27 protein-coding genes are annotated in these 22497 nt (G+C 60.5%); 18 read left to right on the top strand and 9 right to left on the bottom strand.

Annotated features, from left to right (window positions below):
- Positions 1 to 14: 14 nt before the first annotated feature.
- Positions 15 to 1301: a Y-family DNA polymerase gene (locus tag NRG74_RS24350; RefSeq protein WP_257706800.1), complete on the bottom strand. Its 1287-nt coding sequence runs from the start codon at positions 1299 to 1301 to the stop codon at positions 15 to 17.
- Complete coding sequence (locus NRG74_RS24345) at positions 1291 to 1719, bottom strand: LexA family protein (protein ID WP_257706799.1); 429 nt, start codon at positions 1717 to 1719, stop codon at positions 1291 to 1293. Before NRG74_RS24345 ends, NRG74_RS24350 begins: the two co-directional genes overlap by 11 nt.
- A 490-nt stretch (positions 1720 to 2209) precedes the next feature.
- On the opposite strand from NRG74_RS24345, the gene NRG74_RS24340 reads away from it, so the two are divergent.
- Both NRG74_RS24340 and NRG74_RS24335 read left to right on the top strand, forming a co-directional pair.
- A complete protein-coding gene (locus NRG74_RS24340; RefSeq protein ID WP_257706798.1) occupies positions 2210 to 2692 on the top strand; it encodes a helix-turn-helix domain-containing protein in 483 nt (160 codons plus the stop codon).
- Between the two features lie 50 nt (positions 2693 to 2742).
- Positions 2743 to 3270 carry a hypothetical protein gene (locus NRG74_RS24335; protein WP_257706797.1) on the top strand — a complete coding sequence of 176 codons (528 nt, stop codon included), beginning with the start codon at positions 2743 to 2745 and terminating at the stop codon, positions 3268 to 3270.
- A 928-nt stretch (positions 3271 to 4198) separates the two neighbouring features.
- On the opposite strand, the gene NRG74_RS24330 is transcribed toward NRG74_RS24335, so the two are convergent.
- Together NRG74_RS24330 and NRG74_RS24325 are read right to left on the bottom strand one after the other, a co-directional pair.
- The gene (locus NRG74_RS24330; RefSeq protein WP_064308223.1) at positions 4199 to 4498 is read right to left on the bottom strand and encodes an addiction module antidote protein; all 300 of its coding nucleotides are present in this window, start codon (positions 4496 to 4498) and stop codon (positions 4199 to 4201) included.
- The gene (locus tag NRG74_RS24325) at positions 4495 to 4797 is read right to left on the bottom strand and encodes a type II toxin-antitoxin system RelE/ParE family toxin (RefSeq protein ID WP_257706796.1); all 303 of its coding nucleotides are present in this window, start codon (positions 4795 to 4797) and stop codon (positions 4495 to 4497) included. The genes NRG74_RS24330 and NRG74_RS24325 overlap by 4 nt, the downstream gene beginning before the upstream one ends.
- 197 nt (positions 4798 to 4994) lie before the next feature.
- Between NRG74_RS24325 and NRG74_RS24320 the strand changes: the two genes are divergently transcribed.
- The 13 genes from NRG74_RS24320 (at position 4995) to NRG74_RS24260 (ending at position 13087) form a co-directional block, all read left to right on the top strand.
- Complete coding sequence (locus NRG74_RS24320) at positions 4995 to 5363, top strand: hypothetical protein (RefSeq protein WP_257706795.1); 369 nt, start codon at positions 4995 to 4997, stop codon at positions 5361 to 5363.
- 29 nt (positions 5364 to 5392) lie between these two features.
- A complete protein-coding gene (locus NRG74_RS24315) occupies positions 5393 to 5713 on the top strand; it encodes a theronine dehydrogenase (RefSeq protein ID WP_257706807.1) in 321 nt (106 codons plus the stop codon).
- A gap of 54 nt (positions 5714 to 5767) precedes the next feature.
- Positions 5768 to 5986 (top strand): hypothetical protein, encoded by a 219-nt coding sequence (locus tag NRG74_RS24310; protein ID WP_257706794.1) that lies wholly within the window; start codon positions 5768 to 5770, stop codon positions 5984 to 5986.
- 60 nt (positions 5987 to 6046) lie between these two features.
- Positions 6047 to 7138: a hypothetical protein gene (locus NRG74_RS24305; protein WP_257706793.1), complete on the top strand. Its 1092-nt coding sequence runs from the start codon at positions 6047 to 6049 to the stop codon at positions 7136 to 7138.
- Between the two features lie 142 nt (positions 7139 to 7280).
- Positions 7281 to 7523 (top strand): hypothetical protein, encoded by a 243-nt coding sequence (locus NRG74_RS24300; protein ID WP_257706792.1) that lies wholly within the window; start codon positions 7281 to 7283, stop codon positions 7521 to 7523.
- Between the two features lie 51 nt (positions 7524 to 7574).
- Complete coding sequence (locus NRG74_RS24295) at positions 7575 to 9257, top strand: DNA cytosine methyltransferase (protein ID WP_257706791.1); 1683 nt, start codon at positions 7575 to 7577, stop codon at positions 9255 to 9257.
- An 83-nt stretch (positions 9258 to 9340) separates the two neighbouring features.
- Entirely contained in the window at positions 9341 to 9553 is a 213-nt protein-coding gene (locus NRG74_RS24290) for a hypothetical protein (protein ID WP_074585490.1), read from the top strand.
- A 9-nt stretch (positions 9554 to 9562) separates the two neighbouring features.
- The gene (locus tag NRG74_RS24285; RefSeq protein ID WP_257706790.1) at positions 9563 to 9766 is read left to right on the top strand and encodes a hypothetical protein; all 204 of its coding nucleotides are present in this window, start codon (positions 9563 to 9565) and stop codon (positions 9764 to 9766) included.
- 685 nt (positions 9767 to 10451) lie between these two features.
- A complete protein-coding gene (locus tag NRG74_RS24280) occupies positions 10452 to 10844 on the top strand; it encodes a hypothetical protein (protein WP_257706804.1) in 393 nt (130 codons plus the stop codon).
- Positions 10845 to 11039: 195 nt separating this feature from the next.
- The gene (locus NRG74_RS24275; protein WP_064308204.1) at positions 11040 to 11867 is read left to right on the top strand and encodes a DUF932 domain-containing protein; all 828 of its coding nucleotides are present in this window, start codon (positions 11040 to 11042) and stop codon (positions 11865 to 11867) included.
- 56 nt (positions 11868 to 11923) lie between these two features.
- Positions 11924 to 12352: a hypothetical protein gene (locus tag NRG74_RS24270; protein ID WP_064308203.1), complete on the top strand. Its 429-nt coding sequence runs from the start codon at positions 11924 to 11926 to the stop codon at positions 12350 to 12352.
- A gap of 18 nt (positions 12353 to 12370) precedes the next feature.
- Positions 12371 to 12682 (top strand): transcriptional regulator KorA, encoded by a 312-nt coding sequence (locus tag NRG74_RS24265; protein WP_257706788.1) that lies wholly within the window; start codon positions 12371 to 12373, stop codon positions 12680 to 12682.
- A 12-nt stretch (positions 12683 to 12694) separates the two neighbouring features.
- On the top strand, positions 12695 to 13087 hold the full coding sequence (locus NRG74_RS24260; RefSeq protein WP_064308201.1) for a DUF2513 domain-containing protein: 393 nt from the start codon (positions 12695 to 12697) through the stop codon (positions 13085 to 13087).
- A 951-nt stretch (positions 13088 to 14038) separates the two neighbouring features.
- Here NRG74_RS24260 and NRG74_RS24255 read toward each other — a convergent pair.
- Complete coding sequence (locus NRG74_RS24255; protein WP_006473469.1) at positions 14039 to 16924, bottom strand: Tn3 family transposase; 2886 nt, start codon at positions 16922 to 16924, stop codon at positions 14039 to 14041.
- 125 nt (positions 16925 to 17049) lie between these two features.
- Here NRG74_RS24255 and NRG74_RS24250 point away from each other — a divergent pair, with 125 nt between their 5' ends.
- From NRG74_RS24250 to NRG74_RS24240, 3 genes are read left to right on the top strand one after another with little or no spacing between them, the layout of a single operon-like run.
- Positions 17050 to 17718, top strand: coding sequence for a recombinase family protein (locus NRG74_RS24250; RefSeq protein WP_023434504.1), 669 nt, complete (start codon positions 17050 to 17052; stop codon positions 17716 to 17718).
- 11 nt (positions 17719 to 17729) lie between these two features.
- The gene (aph(3'')-Ib, locus tag NRG74_RS24245) at positions 17730 to 18533 is read left to right on the top strand and encodes an aminoglycoside O-phosphotransferase APH(3'')-Ib (RefSeq protein WP_001082319.1); all 804 of its coding nucleotides are present in this window, start codon (positions 17730 to 17732) and stop codon (positions 18531 to 18533) included.
- Positions 18533 to 19369, top strand: coding sequence for an APH(6)-I family aminoglycoside O-phosphotransferase (locus NRG74_RS24240; RefSeq protein ID WP_257706806.1), 837 nt, complete (start codon positions 18533 to 18535; stop codon positions 19367 to 19369). Before aph(3'')-Ib ends, NRG74_RS24240 begins: the two co-directional genes overlap by 1 nt.
- A gap of 263 nt (positions 19370 to 19632) precedes the next feature.
- Here NRG74_RS24240 and NRG74_RS24235 read toward each other — a convergent pair whose 3' ends face one another.
- The 4 genes from NRG74_RS24235 to NRG74_RS24220 form a co-directional block, all read right to left on the bottom strand.
- The gene (locus tag NRG74_RS24235) at positions 19633 to 20430 is read right to left on the bottom strand and encodes a SprT-like domain-containing protein (protein ID WP_257706787.1); all 798 of its coding nucleotides are present in this window, start codon (positions 20428 to 20430) and stop codon (positions 19633 to 19635) included.
- 133 nt (positions 20431 to 20563) lie between these two features.
- Positions 20564 to 20950, bottom strand: a complete 387-nt coding sequence (locus NRG74_RS24230; RefSeq protein ID WP_064308199.1) for a hypothetical protein — start codon at positions 20948 to 20950, stop codon at positions 20564 to 20566.
- Positions 20951 to 20953: 3 nt separating this feature from the next.
- On the bottom strand, positions 20954 to 21676 hold the full coding sequence (gene stbB, locus NRG74_RS24225; protein ID WP_064308198.1) for a StbB family protein: 723 nt from the start codon (positions 21674 to 21676) through the stop codon (positions 20954 to 20956).
- Positions 21673 to 22149 (bottom strand): hypothetical protein, encoded by a 477-nt coding sequence (locus NRG74_RS24220; protein ID WP_257706786.1) that lies wholly within the window; start codon positions 22147 to 22149, stop codon positions 21673 to 21675. The genes stbB and NRG74_RS24220 overlap by 4 nt, the downstream gene beginning before the upstream one ends.
- Positions 22150 to 22497 lie beyond the last annotated feature (348 nt).

The following is a 22497-nucleotide window of genomic DNA, read 5'->3' as shown; positions in this document are numbered from 1 at the left end:
CTCGCACGCGAGAATTAGCGGCATTGCACCTTCCACAGCTGGCCCCAGCTGGTCATGTAACTGGGGCTCAGCAGCGCTCTACGCATGCCCCAGTCAGGAGACAGGGGAACAGCAGCGGTTCGCAGGCAGTCGTGCCCCCAGCGCCGATTGATCTTGTCCATCACCTCCATCAGCGCGTCGGTACGCACTGGCTGGCTTGGGGTGAACAGGTCTTCCGTGTACTCCCCTCGCTTGCGTAGATCCATCAGCAGCACCTCGGCTTTGCTGTAGGCGAAGCCGGGCCGGAAGATCTCCTGCGCGGCCTGCAGGGCGTACTTGGTCAGCTGCCGAACATCATCGGTTGGATAGGCCGGAACGCACGTCACCGCGTTCGCATACTTCGGGCCGTCGCCATGGAACGAGGTCTGGATACCCACCCGCAGGGCTCCGCAGAGTGAACGCTGCTTCCGCAGTTTCTCAGCGGCCCGATGCACATACGTCGCCAGGGCTTCGTGCAGGGCCTGGAGGGTATGCACCCGCTGGCCAAACATCTTGCTTGAACAGATCGATTGCTTCGCCGGCACCGACAGTTCGAGATCCAGACAGGATTCGCCCTGTAGCTCTCGGATAGTGCGCTCAAGAACAATGCTGTACTTGCGGCCCATGGCTCGCGGATCCGCCCTGGACAACTCCCAGGCCGTAGCGATGCCATCGCGGGCCAGGTTGTCCCGCATCCGCCGACCGATCCCCCACACCTCATCGACCGGCATGCGCCGCAGCAACCACTCCACTGCCTCGGGTTTGCGTAGATCGACCACGCCCCCCGTGCGGTCTCGCCAGACCTTGGAGGCATGCTGGGCGGCTTTGGCTAGGGTCTTCGTGTGGCCGATACCGACGCCTACAGGCAGCGCCGTCCACTGCAGCACCCGGGCCTGTATCGCACGGCCCACGTCGGCCAACGGCTCGGGTAGCCCGTCCAGCTGCACGAACAGCTCATCGATGGAGTACCGCTCCCATTCCGGCACCAGGGAGGCGATGGCCAGGCCGACTCTGTGGCTCAGCTCGCCATACAGGGTGTAATTGCTGCTGAACACGGCGACGCCGTTCTGCTCCAGGAACCTGCGCACCTTAAAATAGGGATCTCCCATTTTCAGCCCCAAGGTTTTCGCCTCGGTCGTACGAGCCACAATGCAGCCGTCCGAATTGGACAAGACGACGACAGGCCGCTGCCTCAACTCGGGTCGGAATATGCGCTCGCAGCTGCAGTAAAAGGAATTCACGTCCACCAGGCCAAAGACCTGTGGCCGTGAGTCACTGGGCATGTTGGGTCAGATCCCAGGTGACGACGCCGAACACCTCAATCGCGCCGTATTCCTCGGGCCTGATCGTGCGATAGGCGGGATTCTCCGATTCAAGCAACCAGCCCGAAGGGGACTTGGCCAGCCGCTTCACCAGCGGCTGATTGTCCACGTAGGCCAGCACGATGTGGCCAGAGCATGGGGTGATGGATCGATCCACGACCAGGCGGGTGCCGTGGAAGATGCCGGCGTCGCGCATACTGTCGCCTTCGACTTCGACGAGCCAGACGTGCGGGGCACGGATGTTCATCAACTCATCGAGTGACAGTGGGGGTTCGTAGTAGTCAGCTGCAGGGCTGGGAAATCCACCAGCTGCGCAGCCTGGCATCACTTTCAGAGTCAGCGCCGATGGAGCGAGGGGTCGGAATTTGAGGATGTACATACGGCACCGCCGAAGGACTGTTTAGATATACAGTAATCCAGGGTTGGCCAGTCGGCTAGCCAAGCGGCGTAAATTGCTGCGGCTTTGGAGGGGTAGGTAGTCAGACCCGTAAGGACGTCGCGGTAGACTTTTTAATCGAGAGTTTGAAAGTCGTATCCAGGGTGGAACTGGTCATTTCCAGCCGTTCGGCAGGAAAAGGCTACTTTTTTGAGGGAATTTGAAATTTTTTTCGGGTGGTAGGGAGGCATTAATGTCGCCGGGGGGAGTCACCAATGACCCTATCCCGGGAGACATGCACCTCTCCATCCCGGCGACGCTGATGACTCCCAAAGAATTCCCATTTCATACACACTCATCCTCAATCACACCCAGTCAATCGAGACACAGCATACTCATGAAAGGGGCTGACACAGGCGTCTCCCCCCCTCCCGTTGTCAGCCATTTTTCGAGCCAGCATACTCGCGCCATCCGAACATATAGAGGTCAGGCGATGACTACGGCTAAGGCAAAAAAACCGGCTGCGGCACCGGACAATAAGTCCATCGAGCAAAAGTGGGGAAAGGACCTGGTAGCAGCAGGATGGACAGCTATCCCCAACGTGATTTTCGACTGCTCCCAACAGTTGGGTCTCAAGCAACTGGATGTGTTGATCGTTGTGCACCTGGCGAGCTTCTGGTGGACCGCTGGAAACGATCCCTTTCCGACCAAGGAAACTCTGGCCGGGAAGATCGGCTGCACCCCTCGTACGGTTCAGCGTGCTATCGCAGGCCTTGAGGAGAGAGGCTACATCCAACGGCATGCTCGTAAATCAAAGCAAGGTGGCAATCTCGCTAACAGGTACTCATTCGAGGGCCTTATCAAAGCTGCCGAGCCCTTCGCCAAGGCGATTATGGATGCCCGCGAGAAGCAAAAGGCTGCGAGTGATGGCACGGCCAAGCCCAAAAAGGCGAAGCCGTTGGAATTGGTCAAGTGAGGCGGCGACGGCGGTAACTTATCCGCTCGCCAAGCGCGGGAAGCATGACAATGAGTAAAACCCCAAGGGAGCTAGGAGATGAGAGCCTAGTAGAAGCATTTAGCGAGCTGATGAGTGTAGTCATCAACATGCAGCAGGCAGGCGTGGCCTTGGCCCACGTGACGGAACCTCCCGTATTCACCTACCTACTGACACCCAAGCAGTTCGACCGGATCAAGAGGATCTGCCGCGAGAACCAGTGGCCTGAACCAAACTGCAGAGGGATCCTCATCGACCTGGAAGCTGTCGCTCACCCGTTGGACACGCGCGGGATCAAGGACGGCTGCACCCCGGCAGAGGTACTAGCCATACTGACTCATGCGTACTGCGCCTATAGCGAGGTAGGCACGAACAAGCCCAAATACAGACAGGGGATCATGTTCAACAAGAGGAAGGTGAAGGTAGGCACGGGTAGCTACTGCGCCGTAGCGGTCGTAGAGGTACGCAGCGAAGGGAGCAAAACGTACCTGGCTCCAATCACCGCCTTTCACGCGAATGACTCGAAGATTCGAGGAATGACGCAAAAGCTAGGAGGATAGCTTCGCTGAACCAGTCGTCGAGATACACAAGGAGGGGGCAAAACGAACTTGCCCCAGTCAACGCTTATCACGCGACTGAGGCCAAGATGCGAAAGATTGGGTGACTACGAGGAAGGACGGCCTCGAAGGCAAGTCTCCCGCACTGAAGCGGAACAACCCAAACGCCTTACGATTTCCCTTCATTTGACCTGTGCTAGCCAGGCCTTCGCAGCTCCGCCGACAAATTTTCTGCTGTCTGCGTAGTCGAGGAACATGGTAAGCACCCCCCGGCAAAAATGCAAATATTTGCCCCCCCCCTAGTCGTCGATGCCTCCCTACTCCCGATGAATGGCTATCAATCCAGCATTTTTCAGCGTCCTGGTCCGCCAGTCTAGTCACAGGCTCTACACCTCACACGTAAAGGATCCAGGGCTTTTGCGTGCCCCCTTCGGGGGACGGCTGTCGTGAACCAAGCCCCGGCAAAGAGCGCGCCGGGTCTCGGCCCTGCGGGCTTCCATCCTCACGTCTCCGGCCCTTGGCCTGCGCGCTCCGCTTGCCGGTCGTTCCGGCCTACCCCTGCGCGGGCTCAGCTGCCATCGGTAGGAAGCGGACGCCCCAATGGCCTATCCGCCGCCAGTCCTTGCCTGCAAGGGGCTTTCGCGGCATATCCTCGGTCGCGAGCGCCCTGCGGTATTCCACGACCCCTTGCACGCGGCCTGTCTCTGGATAGTCCGGGCTTACCGCGTCCTACCGAAGGCTGCCGAGCAGATCCTCCGAGCAGGGAGGTGACTCCATTCCCAAGAGCAAGGAGGCAACCGCTACGCGGTCGCTGCTGAAAAGCGTTTATTTCCCGCGCCCAAACCTCGGCATTAAAGCAGATCGGCAAGAGCAGCAAACGGCAAGGGCCAAGCGCGTCGGTGTCTCGACTTTCTGCGCGTCAGGCCGCCCGTTAGTGTGCTGGAGTGATATGGACGCGGGCAGTCAGATCCAGGCCGACAGCCTGCATGACGGCCAACATGGTTTTCAGGGTCGGATTGCCGTTTTCTGAAAACGAGCGGTACAGGTTTTCACGGGACAAGCCCGATTCCTTGGCAATCTCACCCATCCCTTTGGCACGGGCGACAACGCCCAGGGCCTTGGCGATGTAGGCGGCGTCGCCAGTCTCGAAAGCGTCTTCCAGGAAGACAGCGATGGACGCCGGGTCCGTGAGGGCATCGGCGGGATCGTAGTCGAAAATTTTCTCTTTCATTCGTCATCACTCCACTGGCTGGCCAGTGCTTTGGCGGTCTCGATGTCCCGCGCTTGGCTGCTTTTGTCTCCACCACACAACAACAGGACCAGCTGGTTCCCGCGCTGCTGAAAATACACACGATAGCCGGGACCATGATGAATGCGGAGTTCGCTGATGCCCTGGCCGACTGGCTGGACATCACCGAGCAATCCGTTCGCAACCCGAAAGACCCGCGCAGCGATGATTGCTTTCGCCTGCTTGTCTTTCAGCTTGCGTTCCCAGTTCCTGAAAGTGGCGGTTTGTTTAATCGTTTTCATGAGACAATTGTAGCTTATAAATCACAGCGTAGCAAGATTCTCGCATGCGAGAAGTAAAATAAATGTACATCCGGATTTGACTAATAGTTGACATAAGGGTGTCCATTTGCGATACTGAATCCGTCGAAGCAATACCGCCTCGGCAGCCTGGAACCAGCGGCGGCAACCGCTCCGGGCAAATCGCGAAGGAGAATTTCATGAGCGCCTACGTCGTCAGCCAAAGCCACATTTCCGCCATCGTCATGTTTGCTTGCGTCGGCAAGCCGGACGACGCCACTCGCCAGATTCTCACCAGCCAGGGCCAGCAGCTGCTGGACGAGAACATCCGCTCCGTGCAGCACCGTTACCCGCGTGAAACGCTCCAGGCCGAACGGTTCGAGCTGGACGAAACGGTCCGCAAGCCTTCGGCGGTTGAAGTCCTCAAGCTGATGAGCTGCCTTGAGTACCAGTCCGAGCAGAATCCTGATTACTACACCACCAGCGCCTTCCTCACGCTGCATGGCCTTCGCCTTTCGGCCATGAGCAAGCTCGCGGGATACGACCAGGCGAAGTGGGATCTCGATTGATGGCGTCCCCAGCCCAGCCGATAGCGCCGCTGATGTGGCGCTACTCGTTGCGGTGGTGCCTGCCGCACGTTCCGTGTCCGGGGGAATTTGAGCTGCTGGTGATCGAGGCCCCAGCCGGCGAGCGAATGCCAGAAGCGATGCGCGCCGCCTGGGAGTCTCGCCCAGTGGGTTACGGCGTCTGTCTCGACTTTCCCGGCAACGAAACCGGCAAGCGCTGGAGCGCGGAAGCCAAAGCCCGAGTAAGGCAAAGGAACCTAGCGCGGCGCATAGACAAGCAGGCACCGCTCTTCGCGGATGAGCTGATTGCTCGCGAGCTGGAGCAGCGCGCCGGGTACTTCAAAGGCGAATAACCACAGGCCGGATCAGCGGCGGCAACCGCCCGGCCTAGCGAAGGAGATCCCCCAATGCCCCATTACCGCGTGGTCTGGGAAATTGATATCGACGTGGACGGCGACCATCTGGCCGCCGCCGAGGCCTGCGCCCTGGCCTACTTCAAACCGGAGATTGCAGCGGGTCAACCCGGCAGCGCCTGCGTCTTCGAGGTGACAGGCCCAGTCGATGGACCTGCGGTCATCGACTTGGCCCCCAGCCTGAGTGAACTCGAAGGCGACGACACCCAGTAAATCCCCCCTAAGTGCCCGGATCAGCGGCGGCAACCGCCCGGGCACCGCGAAGGAGCATCCATGAACGCGATTAGCCGCGGCTGTCCGGTGGACGGCGCTCAGCCCGTATTGTCCCTGGACCAAATCGAAACCCTGCACACGGCGCTGGCTGGCCGGCTCCTGGCCGTATGCTTCGGATCCGGTGTGGATTCGACCGCCATGCTCGTTGCCTTGCACACAGCGGGCCTGCGCCCCGACCTCATCACCTTTGCCGACACCGGCGCCGAGAAGCCGGAAACCCTGGCCCATGTTGAGGCGATGAATACTGTGCTGCGTGGCTGGGGATGGCCGACCGTCAGCGTCTGCCGGAAGGTGCCCAAGCCCACGACGGGTTACCAGGATCTCTACGGCAACTGTATGGCCAACGAGACCCTGCCTAGCCTGGCCTTTGGCATGAAATCCTGTTCGGTGAAGTGGAAGCAGGTGCCACAGGACCAGTTCATCAAAGGCGCTCGCTCCGGACCGAACGCACGAGCCCCGCACCCGCTCTGGCAGCAGGCGACAGCAACCGGCCAACGGATCGTCAAGCTGATCGGCTACGACTGCGGAAGGGCTGACCTGCGGCGCTCGCAGCGCCTCAAGCCAGCGGATGCCGATTTTGATTATGTCTATCCGCTGCAACTGATCCGCTGGGCTCGCCGCGATTGCGTGCGAGCCATAACCCAGGCCCTCGGCGCCGATCGGGTGCCGATCAAGTCGGCGTGCTTCTTCTGTCCCGCGTCCAAGCATTGGGAGCTGTACTGGCTGGCCGCCTATCATCCCCAATTGCTGGAGCGGGCCTTGCTTCTGGAGCGGCAGGCACTCACCGGCAAGCACAGCCGGTTCGACGCGGTGGAGTTCGGCGCCTCATGGGAAGACCTGGTGCGAAATGCCGACAGCTTTCCCAGCACGACGACAACGGTAGGGCTGGGCCGTAGCTTCGCCTGGAATCAGTGGGCCAGGATCAATGGCGTGGTGGATGAAGCGTTCAACGTGAAGCGCGGGGAGGGGGATCGAGCACGGTTCGCCAGGCTGTCCGACACCCTACGAGATCCGGACAACGCGCTGGACTCGCGGTCGCAGGTGATCCCCACTGTGAGCACCAAGGTCGAGCAGCTGGAGCTATGGGATTAAGACTATTTGTCAAAACGGATTTGACTAATAGTTGACTTGAGTTCAAGCCTTTGCGATACTGAATCCGTCGAAGCAATCCCGCTTCGACAGCCTGGAACCAGCGGCGGCAACCGCTCCGGGCACATTGCGAAGGAGATCCACCATGGCTACCGAATTCCACCTGTTCTATTTCAGCGAAGCCGCGCAGCTTCGCGAATTCAACGGCTTTGCCGTTGAACCCTCCTTTCAGACCCGCCCAGGGCAAATCCCGTCTTCCGTGACCCTCTACACCGTCGTCGCGCTGCGCAACACGACCGGACAGCGCGAAGTCCTGGCCGAGTTCCCGCTGGAGCTGCACGCCGAGATTTTCCGCGACATGGCCAAGGCAACCGCCCGCGCCCTCTGACCTACAACCTGCCCGGACCTAGCGCCCGGGCATCCGTGACGGAAGACGATCATGCTCACAAGGTATGTGCTCAAGCACTTCCACTTCTGCTGTGGCATCGGAGGCGGCGCCAAAGGGTTCAATCAGAACAGGGAGGTGGTCGGCCACCTCCAGGCCGATTGGCGTTGCATCGGCGGGGTGGACGTGGACCCCGGCGCGCTGCGCGACTTCGGCCGCATTGCCGGCGTGCCTGGCACCCAGATGGACCTCTTCACCCGCGAGCAATACACCGACTTTCACGGCAAGGAACCTCCTGCCGAATGGCGGGAGGCGACACCGGCAGACATTCGTCGCGCAGCGGGCTTCCAAGATCCTGATGTGGTGTTCATCAGCAGCCCCTGCAAAGGTGCCTCCGGCCTATTGTCCGAGACCCTGAGCCAGACGCCGAAATATCAGGCGCTCAACGAACTGACGCTGCGCTGTGTGTGGCTCATGTGCGAAGCCTGGCAGCACAATCCGGTCAGCTTGATCGTGTTCGAGAACGTGCCGCGCCTGGCGACCCGAGGTCGTCACCTGCTTGACCAGATCGCCCAGGTACTGAGTTTCTTCGGCTACGCCGTGAACGAGACCACCCACGACTGCGGCGAGCTGGGCGGCCTGGCCCAGCGCCGTAAACGCTTCCTGCTGGTGGCTCGCCACGTCGAGAAGGTGCCGCCGTTCCTCTACGAACCCGAGAAGCGAACGCTGCAATCTGTCGGCTCGCTGCTGGGCCGCATGCCATTGCCAGGCGACATTGAGCGCGCCGGTCCCATGCACCGTATTCCCGCGCTCCAATGGAAAACATGGGTAAGGCTCGCCCTGGTAGAGGCAGGCAAAGACTGGCGGAGCCTCGACCAGCTGGCCGTCGAAGATGGCCACCTGCGTGACTTTGTGATCGTGCCGGAAGCCTATTCAGGTTATCTCGGTGTGCGCGGTTGGGAGGATTTCGTGGGCACCATCGCGGGCCAGACAGGCCCCACTAACGGCGCGTTCTCTGTCGCGGATCCACGCAGTCCCGCGAACGCCGCCCAGTACCAGCAATATGGCGTACGGCGCTGGTCCGATCCGACCGGCGCCATCATCGGCATCAAGTCGCCAGGGCAGGGCACCTTTAGCGTTGCAGATCCTCGCGGCGCAGCTGGTGGCCATGGGAAGTACAACGTGACCCGCTGGACCGGCTCGGCCCGCACAGTGATCGCCGGCAGCACGACAGGGCAGGGCGCTTTCGCTGTTCAGGATCCGCGCACCGGCCTGCGCCGCGTGAAGGGCGACGCCTACCTTACAGGCGGCCACTACGGCGTCGTGCCGTGGGATGGGACAGCCGGAGCCGTCTCCGCCAGGGCGCGCCTCGACAACGGACGCTGGAGCGTTGCCGATCCGCGCATGCCAGCGGCCAGCGATCGACTGACCTGCGTTATCAGGAGCCTCGATGGCACTTGGCACAGACCGTTCACCACGCTGGAGAAGGCGGCGCTGCAAAGCCTGGTGGATCCGGAAGAGCAACTCGAACTGGATGGCCTGAGCGATCAGGCATGGTGCGAGCGGATCGGTAACGCCGTCCCACCGAAAGCCGCCGAGGCTATCGCCGGAGTCATGGCCCAAACCCTTTTGCTGTCCAAACAGGGGGAGACCTTCCTGCTCAGCAGCACGCCCGTTTGGGTGCGCCCTATCGCTGTCAGCCTCTCGCTGGCCAGCCCCATTGAAAACGTAGCCTGACCACCGTGCCCCTTGTTCGGGGCACACCACCAACCGGGACCCGACGGCGGCAACCGTCCCCGGACACGCGAAGGAGAACGACCATGTTCCGCGACCTCACCTTGAGCAAAGCCCAACGCTCTAGCCTGGCCCTTCACGAAGCTGCACGGCTGGCCGAGCAACGCAAAGAATGGTATTCAGCGGCAGAGTTGTACGAGGGTGCTGCCTCCCTCTGCGCCGAGGACGGCGACGACTTGTTACGCCGCGCAGAGCAGTGCCGCTCGCTGTGCGGGAATTACGATGATAAGGACATTTGAGGATTCGACATGGACGACAGTAACGAGGGACGCAGCCAGCCCTATCAGGACGTTTTGGCCTGGCTGCGCACGGCAACCGTTGAGGAGATCCGAGGGGCCTTGGCGATATCGTGGGGCCTCAGCCGGGATGATCTCGAAAGGGGGATCCGGAGCATGATGAAGTCGGACCGCCCGATGCTAGCCAACGAGTTTCCGAAGCTGTGCACGGGCTGAATCAGCCTTCAATCTGTGGCACCTCAGCCGTGGAGGATCCAGGGCTTTGCGTGCCCCCTTCGGGGGACGGCTGTCGTGAACCAAGCCCCGGCAAAGAGCGCGCCGGGTCTTGGCCCTGCGGGCTTCCATCCTCACGTCTCCGGCCCTTGGCCTGCGCGCTCCGCTTGCCGGTCGTTCCGGCCTACCCCTGCGCGGGCTCAGCTGCCATCGGCAGGAAGCGGACGCCCCAATGGCCTATCCGCCGCCAGCCCTTGCCTGCAAGGGGCTTTCGCGGCATATCCTCGGTCGCGAGCGCCCTGCGGTATTCCACGACCCCTTGCACGCGGCCTGTCTCTGGATAGTCCGGGCTTACCGCGTCCTACCGAAGGCTGCCGAGCAGATCCTCCGAGCAGGGAGGTGACTCCATTCCCAAGAGCAAGGAGGCAACCGCTACGCGGTCGCTGCTGAAAAGCGTTTGTTTCCCGCGCCCAAACCTCGGCATTAAAGCAGATCGGCAGAGCGCGCAAGCTGCAACTTTGGAGTCTAAATTCTCGCGTGCGAGAAACACAATTAGTATAATCGGATTTGACTAACAGTTGACACAAGATCATCCCTTTGCGATACTGAATCTGTCGAAGCAATCCCGCTCCGACAGCCTGGAACCAGCGGCGGCAACCGCTCCGGGCACATCGCGAAGGAGATTCACATGACTATCACCGCCCAGGCTCCAATCAGCAGCGTCAGCAACTGGCTCCCTGCCGGCGACCTCTTGGGATTCGCCCGGAAAATCTGGCCAGCAGTCAGCGGCATTGAGGCGCTGGAGCGCAGAGTAGAGGCTCTGTATGGCGCAGCTTGCGAGCGTTTCCCTACCTATGACGGGATGGTTCACCAAGCCTTTTGCTCCAGCATGAACGACGAGTTCGGCACAGACGAACATGCGGACGGGGTGGCACCCGCGTTCGAGTATGCCCGCGAGGCATACGGCTATATGTCTCCCAGGGAGGTTGATGAACTACTGCAGGAAAACGCCGCTGTGGGCATTTGCTGCCACGGCCTGGACTTCGATTGCTGCCCGCGTGGTTGCGGCGATCTCGACTAAAGCAGTCGAAACCCAGTAAGACCAGGCCCGGGAAACCGGGCCTTTCTACATCTGATAAACGGTCAAATCGGATTTGACTAATAGTTGACTTAGGAACGTCCTTTTGCGATACTAATCCCGTCGAAGCAATCCCGCTCCGACAGCCTGGAACCAGCGGCGGCAACCGCTCCGGGCACATCGCGAAGGAGATTCACAATGCGTCTATCCAGCAACTTCCGTAACCCCTGCATGATCCGTGGTGATCGTCCGCTCTCGAATGAGGAAATCGCCACCGTGGCCCCCTCGATCTTTGCCGAGGAAGCGCACGAAAGCCGCTCCGATCGCTACCGCTACATTCCCACCGTTGACGTACTCGAAGCGCTCCGGGGCGAAGGGTTCATGCCGTTCATGGCTTGCCAGACCCGCGTCCGCAACAGCGGCAAGCGCGAGCACACCAAGCACATGATCCGCCTGCGCCACGCAAACACCATCGTGGCCAAGGAGGCGAACGAAATCATTCTGCTGAACAGCCACGACGGCACCAGCAGCTATCAGATGATGGGCGGCTGCTTCCGCTTCGTCTGCGCGAATGGCCTGGTACTGGGCGACGCGGCGATGGATCAGAAGGTCCGTCACAGCGGGCGCCATAACGTCATCGGCGAGGTCATCGAAGGCGCCTATGAAGTGCTGAATCAGTTCGCACTGATCGAGGATCAGCGCGAGACCATGAAGGAGGTCCAGCTGGGCGGCGACCTGCAGCACGCCTTCGCCGAAGCGGCCCTGGCCTACCGCTACGATCCCGCCGAGGGACCGGCGCCGGTCACTGCCAGCCAGCTGCTGGCCCCGCGTCGCCGCGAGGATGCAGCCAGCGACCTTTGGTCCACCTTCAACCGCGTACAGGAAAACACCATCAAGGGCGGGCTGCGAGGTCGCACCAAGCAAGGCCGCCGCGCCACTACCCGCGCCGTCACCGGCATTGATCAGGACGTGAAGCTCAACCGCGCCCTATGGGTACTGGCCCAGCACCTGCGCCAAGCCGCGTAATCGCAACCGACCGGGCGCGCTGCGCCCGGTCTTCCTCATGTAGGGAGAGCGCCGCCATGCAAAAAGTTTTCTATGTACCCGGACAGACCGCCATCATCGACTACGCCCGCGAAATCGCCCCGAATGCGTGGGCCGCACGTTGCAGCTGGCTCATGCTGCAGGAGATCCGAGTGAGGCACCCAGGCGCGGTACTGGGCGACGAAGCGGAGTTCCTGCAGGCCCAGGAGAACGCGCACGGAACGCGACCGCAGCGTGTCACCGAATCGCGCTATGACTACGCGCTCAGCCGGGGCCAAGTGCTCGACTTCCACGCCGGCGACGCCGGCGACAGTTTCATCCTGCAGGGCCGAGAGATCGGCGACCTGGTGCGCGTGTACGCCCGTGCAAAAGGGCAATACTGGTCGTTTCTTGCCTTGCCCACCATCACCCATGCCGAGATATGGCAGCGTATACGGCGAGACCAGCCGCGGCTGATCGATAACTGACCCCAAGGAACCGACTGAATGCAGCCGATTTACACCGAAGAGCAGTGGAAGGAGATCGCGCCCGTTTTCGCGTCCCGGCGCCTGGCCATCGCGACCGTCGAGATAGCCAAAGCCGTGCTGGTGGACGGCCAGCGGATTCAGGACGTAGCCACCGCCCGTGGCATTTCCCGGCAAAACGCGCATGCCGCCGTCAAGCGGGTGCGCTTGATCCTGGAAGAGCAGGGCGCGAGCGAACTCATTCCGGTTCTGGTGTGGCTGCCCCCCGAGCTGGCCGAGCAGGTCAGGGAGATGGCCAAGCCCTACCCGCAGCCCAAGACGCCGAACGTCTAGCAGGATCTGACCATGCGCAGAGATATGGAACTGATCCGCGTGATCATGTTGAAACTGGAGGATTGGGATAAATCCCCCAGCTCCATAATCAGCTCGCCTGACATCGGGGAAGACTTTCCAATCGAAGGTTTTACCCCTGAGCAGGTCGAGTATCACTACAAGCTGATCGTCGATAAGGGATGGATCGATACCGGAGGATTCCCCGTGCGTTTCGGCTATTTTTACTTCCGCGCTCTCACCGACGAAGGCCACGATTTCGTTGATTCGGTCAGAGACGAGGAGGTGTGGGCAATGACCCGAGACGGCGCGAAAAAAGCCGGGACCTTCACACTGGACCTTTTGGGTCAGTTGGCGAAGGGTTTCGCGAAGAAGCAGATCGAAAAACACACCGGCATTGAGCTGTAAGGCTTCAACGCCAGCGATCACGTTGCAACGCCTGCGATCCCGGCCCCGCTTCCGGGCGTGCCCCCTTCGGGGGTCGGCTGTCGTAAACCAAGCCCCGGCAAAGAGCGCGCCGGGTCTTGGCCCTTCGGGCTTCCATCCTCACGCCTCCGGCCTTCGGCCTGCGCGCTCCGCTTGCTTTCTATCGTACGGCACACGGAATCCGTTGTTTGCTGGACGAACCACCTCACCACCAGGGATACCAGGTGACGCCACCAGCTGCCCAGGCAGATCGGCGCCGCTGCGCGAGATCGAGGGTGGCCAGCCTCGCCCAGGGGCTCGGATCTCACGCTGCGCGCCGGGCTGGCCAGCTGCTGCTGACCAGGCCCGGGCAGATCGGCGCGGCTGCGCGAAATCGAGGGTGGCCAGCCTCGCCCAGGGACTCGGACTCTACCGTACGGCACAGGGGAGTCTTCCAGTTTCCGGCCTCACGGCCAGATTGCCTCTCTCGCATTCCAGGTGATCAGGTTCGATAGCGGCTACCCCTGGCGGGCCAGTCACTGCAGCGGCCCCAACGTGCATCGAGGCCTGGCCGGGGAAATCGCCCTGCCGTTGCCCACCGCCCAGGCGATGGAGCGCGCCTGGCCCGTGGACAACGGCACCGCTCGCTACTGGCCCTTGTTGGGGCCTCGCTCGCTGGACGATTTTTCGCGTGGTGCCGCTGCAGCGAGAAGCAGCCTTCGGCGACCAAGGGCTGCACCCATGGATCCGCAGATCCTACAGACCAGGAACAGGCTGATGGCCAGGGGAGGGTAGTTAGTTCGAAACTGGCCCGGGCGGGCCAGCCGCTGCAGCGGCTCCAATCGAGCATCGAGGCTTTGCCGAGGAAATCGCCCTGCCGTTGCCCACCGCCCAGGCGATGGAGCGCGCCTGGCCCGTGGAGGGGTCGTTTGCGGGAGGGGGCGGAATCCTACGCTAAGGCTTTGGCCAGCGATATTCTCCGGTGAGATTGATGTGTTCCCATCCGAGCGGCGAAACATGGGCCAAGAGATCGGGCGATAGCAGCTTTCCATCGCGTTTCTGGTTTGCAACGACCTCGCCGAGCTTCATGGTGTTCCAGAAGATGATGATGGCGGCGAGCAGATTCATGCCGGCGATGCGGTAATGCTGGCCTTCGGCGGAACGGTCGCGGATTTCACCGCGGCGGTGGAAGCTGATTGCCCGCTTCAGCGCATGATGAGCTTCGCCTTTGTTGAGCCCGATCTGGGCACGCCGTTGGAGTTCGGCATCCAGAATCCAGTCGATCATGAACAGGGTGCGCTCGACGCGACCGACTTCCCGCAGGGCTGTCGCGAGCTCGTTCTGCCGCGGATAGGAGGCGAGTTTCCGCAGAATCTGGCTTGGCGCGACGGTCCCGGCAGCAATGGTGGCGGCGATGCGCAGGGTGTCGGGCCAATTGCGCTCGATCATGGCTTGGTTGACCTTTCCGCCGATCAACGCTCGCAGGTGCGCCGGGGCGGCCGACGGATTGAACGCGTAGAGCCGTTTGGATGGCAGGTCGCGGATGCGCGGAGCGAACCGGTAGCCGAGAATGGCACATGCGGCAAAGACGTGATCGGTGAAGCCGCCCGTGTCGGTGAACTGCTCGCGGATATGGCGTCCAGCATCGTTCATCAGCAGGCCATCGAGGATGTAAGGCGCTTCGCTTGCCGTTGCAGGAATCACCTGGGTTGCGAACGGCGCATATTGGTCGGAGACGTGGCTATAGGCTTTCAGGCCCGGGGTATTGCCATATTTCGCGTTGACCAGGTTCATGGCCTCACCTTGCTCTGTAGCGACGAAGAACTGTCCGTCGCTCGAAGCCGACGTGCCCATGCCCCAGAACCGGGCCATGGGTAACGCTGCCTGTGCCTCGACCACCATGGCCAGCGCCCGGTCATAGGCTTCGCCCTCGACATGCCACCGTCCAATGCGGATCAATTCCCAGAAGGTGTGGGTGTTTGTCGCATCCGCCATTTTGCGCAAGCCGAGGTTGATCCCTTCCGCCAAGATAACGTTCATTAGCCCGATCCGGTCAGCGCAGGGTGCTCCTGTGCGCAGATGGGTGAACGCTTCGGTGAAGCCGGTCGCCGCATCCACCTCCAGCAGGAGATCGGTGATGCGCGTGGGCGGGATCTGCTTGTAGAGATCGAGCACCAGATCTTCGGCGCCTGTCGGCGCGGCGGCTTCGAGTTTCTCGATATGCAGAACGCCGTTTTCAATCGACCCGCCCGGGATCGTGCCTGCGCGAGCGGCACGGCCAAGCTCGCGCAACCGCATGTCGAGGCGAGCTTGCCGGTCTGCCAGCCATTCCTCCGGCCGCAATGGCACAGCGAGACGACCGCCTTCCGCGATGGCTTGTGCCGGAACGAGTGCGTGTTTCAGATCGCCATAGCGCCGGGACCTAGTAAGCCAGACATCTCCGGAGCGGAACGCATCGCGCAGATGGAACAGCACCGCGATCTCCCATAGGCGAGCGTCGCCAGCCCTCTGGGCCCGAAGGTGGCGATGCCATTTCGAGCTGGGCCGCAAGAAGCTGGTCATCGCGGCATCGTTCAAACCGGTACGAAGGGCCGTCACCGCTTCCAGAAGCGGCAGTGCAACGGGCGCAGCTCGCAGATCGAGCAGGCGCAACATGCGTGGAGCGTATCGGCGGAAGCGGTGATAACCGTCGAGCACATGGTTGAGCGGATCGTCGGCCATGGTGGCGGTGAGCCTGGTTGCCATTGCAACAAGGGTTTTGAAGCCGTCCCACCCTGATCCGCTCGCGATGACGTCGCCCAGCGGCTGGCCATCATCCTGTGCATCGACCAGGGCGCCCCCGATCTCGGCGAAGGATTTCAGGGTGTCACGCACCACCCCCGCTTCGTCTGCGACCTTTGCATGGCAAATACGCTCCGAAGCACGGTAGAGACGGCCGACGATCCGGTCGTGGGTTTCGACCACTGCGTCGGCCAACATCGCCTGCCATTCCGAGACGCAAACAGCCAAGATCGCAAGCCGCCTGTCCTCCGGGAGATCGCGCATGCCGTCGGCATAATACCGTTCACCCTGCCTGCGCAGACGAGTCACCCGATGGGCAGGAACGCCGGCAAGCAGATCCTCGGGGAGATCGACGCGTTGCAGATATTCGAGCCGGTCGAGCAGCCGGTTGGCCGACGAAGAGTTCGAGCCAGGCTCGAACTGGCGCAGCCACACAAAACGGGTCACCCGATCATCAGCCGTCTCCTCGAGCAATGCCAGCAACTGTTCTCGGATCGACATAGGCAGACGAATGGCGATCCTCGTCTCGATGCGTCGCTCGGCATCGACGAGAGCCGCGGCACAAAGCCGCTCGATCGTGGATGTCGCGGGAAGGACAGTGCGGGTGCGTCGGCACTCGGCTACGAAGCGACGGGCGATATCCTCGTTCGACACCGCCATCTCGGCTTCTCGGAACAACCATTCCTTCAGCTCGCTCGCACCACGTCCGGAGAAGGTGCGGAAGCCGTAGAGCCCCCGTAACTCGGCAAGATGCTCGTGCCGTGTTTCCTCGCGGGCAGCATAGTCTACGAGATCGTCGGCACCCAGGCCAAGCTGCGCTCCGATAAATTCGATGACCTCTGCAGGGATCAGTTCGCCTGGAGCCAGCACCCGGCCGGGATAGCGCAGGACACACAATTGCAGGGCGAAGCCGAACCTGTTGTGAGCGCGCCGACGCAGCCTGATATGCCCAAGGTCTTCATCACTCAGCGTATAGTGCTTGAGCAAATCCGTCTGTGAAGTCGGCAAGCGCAACAGCGCGTCTTTCTGCCGATCGGTTAGAGTGACGCGACGCGGCATACATGTTCCTTTTTCAAAATCTGATAGCGTTCAAGACGCTTTGTTTATGAAGCTGGTTGAGATACATTTCCAGAGGTCAATGCAATCGTGGCCGAAGCGCCGCCTCAAACCAACGTTTGTGATACATGCTGATCGGATATGCCCGCGTCTCCAAAGCCGATGGCTCGCAGTCTCTCGACCTGCAGCACGACACCTTGCGCGCCGCAGGTGTCGAACGGGACAATATCTATGATGATCTTGCTTCCGGCGGTCGTGATGATCGCCCTGGCTTGACTGCCTGCCTCAAGTCATTGCGTGACGGCGATGTGCTGGTGGTCTGGAAGCTCGATCGCCTCGGACGATCGCTTGCCCATCTGGTCAACACGGTGAAGGAGCTGTCAGACCGCAAGATCGGCCTGCGGGTTCTGACTGGAAAGGGCGCTCAGATCGACACCACGACTGCGTCCGGTCGCATGGTGTTCGGAATCTTCGCCACCTTGGCCGAGTTCGAGCGGGATCTGATCCGAGAGCGCACCATGGCGGGTCTCGCCTCCGCGAGAGCGCGCGGTCGCAAGGGCGGACGAAAATTCGCGCTCACCAAAGCTCAGGTGCGTCTCGCGCAAGCCGCCATGGCCCAGCGCGATACTTCAGTTTCCGATCTCTGCAAGGAACTCGGCATCGAGCGCGTCACTCTCTACCGATATGTCGGTCCCAAAGGCGAGCTCAGAGACCATGGAAAGCATGTTCTCGGACTTACGTCGCAACTCGTTTCTTTTCGCAAGTTGAGCCACCTCCGCGCTTCATCAGAAAACTGAAGGAACCTCCATTGAATCGAACTAATATTTTTTTTGGTGAATCGCATTCTGACTGGTTGCCTGTCAGAGGCGGAGAATCTGGTGATTTTGTTTTTCGACGTGGTGACGGGCATGCCTTCGCGAAAATCGCACCTGCTTCCCGCCGCGGTGAGCTCGCTGGAGAGCGTGACCGCCTCATTTGGCTCAAAGGTCGAGGTGTGGCTTGCCCCGAGGTCATCAACTGGCAGGAGGAACAGGAGGGTGCATGCTTGGTGATAACGGCAATTCCGGGAGTACCGGCGGCTGATCTGTCTGGAGCGGATTTGCTCAAAGCGTGGCCGTCAATGGGGCAGCAACTTGGCGCTGTTCACAGCCTATCGGTTGATCAATGTCCGTTTGAGCGCAGGCTGTCGCGAATGTTCGGACGCGCCGTTGATGTGGTGTCCCGCAATGCCGTCAATCCCGACTTCTTACCGGACGAGGACAAGAGTACGCCGCAGCTCGATCTTTTGGCTCGTGTCGAACGAGAGCTACCGGTGCGGCTCGACCAAGAGCGCACCGATATGGTTGTTTGCCATGGTGATCCCTGCATGCCGAACTTCATGGTGGACCCTAAAACTCTTCAATGCACGGGTCTGATCGACCTTGGGCGGCTCGGAACAGCAGATCGCTATGCCGATTTGGCACTCATGATTGCTAACGCCGAAGAGAACTGGGCAGCGCCAGATGAAGCAGAGCGCGCCTTCGCTGTCCTATTCAATGTATTGGGGATCGAAGCCCCCGACCGCGAACGCCTTGCCTTCTATCTGCGATTGGACCCTCTGACTTGGGGTTGATGTTCATGCCGCCTGTTTTTCCTGCTCATTGGCACGTTTCGCAACCTGTTCTCATTGCGGACACCTTTTCCAGCCTCGTTTGGAAAGTTTCATTGCCAGACGGGACTCCTGCAATCGTCAAGGGATTGAAACCTATAGAAGACATTGCTGATGAACTGCGCGGGGCCGACTATCTGGTATGGCGCAATGGGAGGGGAGCAGTCCGGTTGCTCGGTCGTGAGAACAATCTGATGTTGCTCGAATATGCCGGGGAGCGAATGCTCTCTCACATCGTTGCCGAGCACGGCGACTACCAGGCGACCGAAATTGCAGCGGAACTAATGGCGAAGCTGTATGCCGCATCTGAGGAACCCCTGCCTTCTGCCCTTCTCCCGATCCGGTATCGCTTTGCAGCTTTGTTTCAGCGGGCGCGCGATGATCAAAACGCAGGTTGTCAAACTGACTACGTCCACGCGGCGATTATAGCCGATCAAATGATGAGCAATGCCTCGGAACTGCGTGGGCTACATGGCGATCTGCATCATGAAAACATCATGTTCTCCAGTCGCGGCTGGCTGGTGATAGATCCCGTCGGTCTGGTCGGTGAAGTGGGCTTTGGCGCCGCCAATATGTTCTACGATCCGGCTGACAGAGACGACCTTTGTCTCGATCCTAGACGCATTGCACAGATGGCGGACGCATTCTCTCGTGCGCTGGACGTCGATCCGCGTCGCCTGCTCGACCAGGCGTACGCTTATGGGTGCCTTTCCGCAGCTTGGAACGCGGATGGAGAAGAGGAGCAACGCGATCTAGCTATCGCGGCCGCGATCAAGCAGGTGCGACAGACGTCATACTAGATATCAAGCGACTTCTCCTATCCCCTGGGAACACATCAATCTCACCGGAGAATATCGCTGGCCAAAGCCTTAGCGTAGGATTCCGCCCCTTCCCGCAAACGACCCCGTGGACAACGGCACCGCTCGCTACTGGCCCTTGCTGGGGCCTCGCTCACTGGCCGATTTTTTCCGTGGAGCCGCTGCAGCGGAGAAGCAGCCTTCGGCGACCAAGGGCTGCACCCTTGGATCCGCACGGCGAAAGATTCTGACGGCGGACGCTCGTTTCAGTCGTCCGTGTCCGGCTGATCGTCATCGTCGAGGGTCACTTCAACCAACTCGCTGGGTTCGACAAACCGGACTTCGCATTCGACACATTGCAGCTTCCCACTCAGTCCCGGTTTTCCCCACACATTCAGGTGGCAGCTCGGGCAGGTGTATTTGCGCTTGTTCTTCGGATCCTCGGGCCTGGAAGACGGTTGGATCAGGCCGGCAGTCGTGAGCGCCGGAATATCAATCGTCGGGTCTTCTGGCTGGGGCACAGGCTCGCCGCCTGGACCAAAGAGCTGGGTTGCCGACATGGGGACACGCTGGGTGACGACATCGATCCACGACAGCATCGCCCCGCTTTCAATCAGCTCATCACAGGCCAAATCGAAGGGGCCGCCCTCGATGATGTAGTGCGTCATCTGCTGGCCGCAACGGCGACCACCAGGTTCGCCCGTGTCGGACGGCATGAGCCCGATGGACTCCATTTTGTCCGCCCACTCGGCATTGTGATATCCGCCGCGAGAGCGTTTACCGAAGTGGGCTTGCCACTGGTGAACTTGCTCATGCACCAGTGTGGAGAGCGTTTTCTTGATGCTGCGATGGGCGAAATACGCGCAGTTGAGCGCGATCTCATCACTCTTGCCGGTGCCGTTTCGGCGCAGAAAGCGAGATTCCGAGTAGTACCCGAATGTGTTCGCCTTGCGCTGCAGCGTGAAGATGCAGCCTGGCAGCTTTCCGTCATACAGCCGCTCATTGAACCAGTCATAGGCCGCTTCGATTTCGTCGTACAGCAGCTGACTTGCCGTGCCGGCCATGGGGCCTCCTTTCTCGCATGCGAGAACCCCCCGGATTGAATACTCATGCGCGGAAGGTAGGTGAACGATACAGTTTGTCGTCTGTATCGTACGATACAGACACGCAATGAAAAAGGGGGTGGATCCCCCTACTTCAACCCAAGTATCCGCCACGCACGGCAATGAACATCAGAGCCGCGCCCAGCGCTGCGCCTACGGCCAGCAACAGCGCCGAGAAGCCAACGGCGCGGCGCTCGGCCTGTGCCGTGACCAGGCTAGCCGTGCTGCGGTTGATCTCGTTACCGATCCTTGCCGCCGCCTCGCGCCCGGCCTGTACCAGGGCATTGCGCTGCTCGCTCATCATCGACTCGAAGTTCATCTGCGACTGCAAAAGGGCCTTGCCGGCGGCGTCTCGAACAGCCTGGCTGATCTTCTCTGCCAACGCGGCATCGACTTCCTCAAGCCGACGCACGATGACATCGAAGTCATCCATCATCTGCCCGAGCATCGCCTCCCGGGCCGTGGTCGGATCCTTGGCCATGGGCTACTTCCCCTTGCCGAAGAGGGTCGCGTAGACCTGATCCAGGTTGCGCCAAGCCGACTTGGCCAGCCGCTGGGCAGAGATCATGCGCTTGGCATGCTCCTTGTCGGCCTCATCGGTCGCAGCGCGCAGGCTCTCGCGGTAGTCGGTCGTATCGGCCAGCACCTCGCCTACGTTCATTTTCAACCCGCGCAGCCGCTCGAATACCTCGTTCGAGAACACCACGGCATCCCGCTTGAGGGTGAATTTCTTTTCCACCTCATGGAAGCCGAACAGCGCCGAGAACGTCTGCGGAACATCGTCGGCGTCCTCGATCTGGACCTTGTTGAAGACGACCAGGATCTTCTTTGCCGGCACGCCCAGGGCAGAGAGCGTCTTGATCGTGTTGATCGTGTCCACCTGCTGCTTCTTTTCCGGTACGGCTGGGATCACGAAGTAATCGATGTCTTCGTGGGAGCCGTCGTATTGGCCCATGAATTTGAAGAAGTCTTCGACGTTCGATGCCCCCACATCGACCACCACGTTTTCCTCGGTCAGCAGCACCTCCGACAGTTCGCCGAACTGCTTGCCCTTCAAGCGCTCGATCTCGGCTGCAGTATCAGCCGCGCCCGCGTTGATGGTCTCGACTGCGAACCGCAGTCCACCATTCCGAGGCCAGATCAGGTTGTCCGATAGCGTGGTTTTGCCGGAGTTTCCGGTGAAGTTGACGATGACTGTTTTACTCATCTGCGTTTCCTTGAGCTACGTGCTGCGCTTTCGTATTTGTCCAGATCCAGGGCGTTCTGATCGTCCCCGGGATTCATGAGCTTGCTGAGTTCTGCAGGTCCAAAATGACCCTGTGGAGCTGCCTTGGGTTTTGCATCTGTATCGTACGATACAACTCCCGTCTCTTCTGATTCCCTGCGGCTGTCTGTTGGTGCTGAGGCTACTGGCCTCGCTTGGCTTTCAGGTTGGCCAACTGGTAATGCTGGCTTCTGATCAGCATCCACCCGTTGTGCTTTCCGGTGCCGATATAGGTAGCTCTTGAGCGTGTCCATGCTCACCTCGATCCCCTGCGCTTTGAGCACTTCCAGGATCGCCTTGCGTGTCACCCCTGCCTTCAACTGCCTTTCAATCACCGGCATGACCTGGCGTATTTTTGCTGCCTTGGTCTCTGGTTCGACAGCCATCAATGCTGCCTCAATGTCCTTGCCTGCCATTTTGCACCCTACCTGCACCCTTGTTGCATTTCTATTGCATGCTAATTGTCTCCCTATTGTAGTCAATCTGCACCTCTTCTGCCTTCTACCTGCGTCTCATCTGCTCCCTTTTTGCACTCCCCTCCCCTTCTATCTCTACGGCCTTCGGCCTAGGTACTGAAAACGCCCTTAACAAGAGCATCAACTTCAACCCTTAACAGGGTCAAAGTCTCAATACACAACACGCACCTCCCTGTCGGGAGGTGAAAGCCGCATAGGCTGCGGCTTGCAGACCAGTAGACCCGAAAATCACTGTGATACATCTGTATTACAAAATAGCACGCAAGTAGCATCAATCAAGCGTTTCTG

The sequence above is a fragment of the Pseudomonas oryzihabitans genome, assembly GCF_024652905.1.
GTDB lineage: Bacteria > Pseudomonadota > Gammaproteobacteria > Pseudomonadales > Pseudomonadaceae > Chryseomonas > Chryseomonas benzopyrenica.
Note: the sequence above shows the minus strand (reverse complement) of the source record. Positions and strands in the feature narration are given on the sequence as shown.